We start from the raw sequence: 1,216 nt of genomic DNA on the forward strand, positions 1-1,216 counted from the left end.
CCGGTACCGCACGCACGCCGATCTCCTGGCTTTCGATTTCCATCGGCGTCATCGACATCCAGCAACGCAAAGAACCGTCCGCCTCCCGCCGGATCAGGCCCGCGCTGTTGAGCGTCATTCGAGCCGGACTCCAATAGCCGGCGCACAGCAGAATCGACGCCACCTGAAGCCGCCAGCGTCCGACCTCGCAGGGCCGGTAGCGTGGAACGAACAGGTCGGTGACAAAGGGGGTCAGCGGCGAAAGAACCTCTGCCAGAATATCGGGCGGGATCGAATCGACCGGAATCGGTATTCCGGTAAGGATCGAGGACTGCATGCGCCTCCTGCGGGAATGGGTCTTGATCCGGGAGAAGGTCTTGGGATTGACCGCTCCGCGCATGATAGACCAAGGACCTCATTCGCCATAGCCGGGAATAAGGCGTGATTTACACCACCCGGGATCGATTTCGACCCCGGTTCGCCCGATCATCGCCCAGCCCCAGCCCCAGCACCATGTGCGGAGGTTGCCAAGGGGGCGGCCCCAACGAAAAGCATCCGGTGGTGAGGACCGGACGTGGCGACCTGAAGCGCCCCCGCTACACGTCGATGTCGTCAGCCTTCACGAACTTGGCATTGTCCTGAATGAACTTGAAACGCAGTTCCGGCCGCTTGCCCATCAGGTCTTCCACCAACGAGCGTGTGCGCTCGCATTCCGGCTTTTCCTCCGGATCGGCGGCGTTGGGCACGACGACGCGCAGCAGCGAGCGCTTGGACGGATCCATCGTCGTGTCGCGCAGCTGCGCCGGCATCATCTCGCCCAAACCTTTGAATCGGCTGATGTCGGGCTTCTTGCCCTTGAACATCTTCGACAGCAGCTCGTCCTTGTGGGCATCGTCGCGGGCATAGACCTGCTTGTTGCCATGGCTGAGGCGATAGAGCGGCGGCAGGGCGAGGTACAGGTGGCCTTCCTGGATCAGGCCCGGCATCTCGCGGTAGAAGAAGGTCATCAACAACGAGGCGATGTGGGCGCCGTCGACGTCGGCGTCGGTCATGATGATGACCCGCTCGTAGCGCAGCTTGTCGGTCGAGAAGTCCTTGCCAATGCCGCAACCCAACGCCTGGGTCAGGTCGTTCAGCTCCTGGTTGGCCTTCATCTTGTCGACCGACGCGCTGGCGACGTTCAGAATCTTGCCCGCGAGGGGCAGGATGGCCTGGGTCTCACGCTGGCGGGCCTGCT

1 protein-coding gene and 1 pseudogene are annotated in these 1,216 nt (G+C 62.6%); both read right to left on the minus strand.

Annotation, left to right across the window (positions count from 1 at the left end; all coding sequences use genetic code 11):
* Positions 1-316: pseudogene (locus tag I71_RS06890) on the minus strand (hypothetical protein); the annotation flags it as partial.
* Positions 317-575: 259 nt separating this feature from the next.
* On the minus strand, positions 576-1,216 hold a 641-nt coding region (locus I71_RS06895; RefSeq protein WP_042692913.1), incomplete at its 5' end, for a toprim domain-containing protein.

Source organism: Azospirillum sp. B506 (assembly GCF_000333595.1).
In the GTDB taxonomy this organism is placed as follows: Bacteria; Pseudomonadota; Alphaproteobacteria; order Azospirillales; family Azospirillaceae; genus Azospirillum.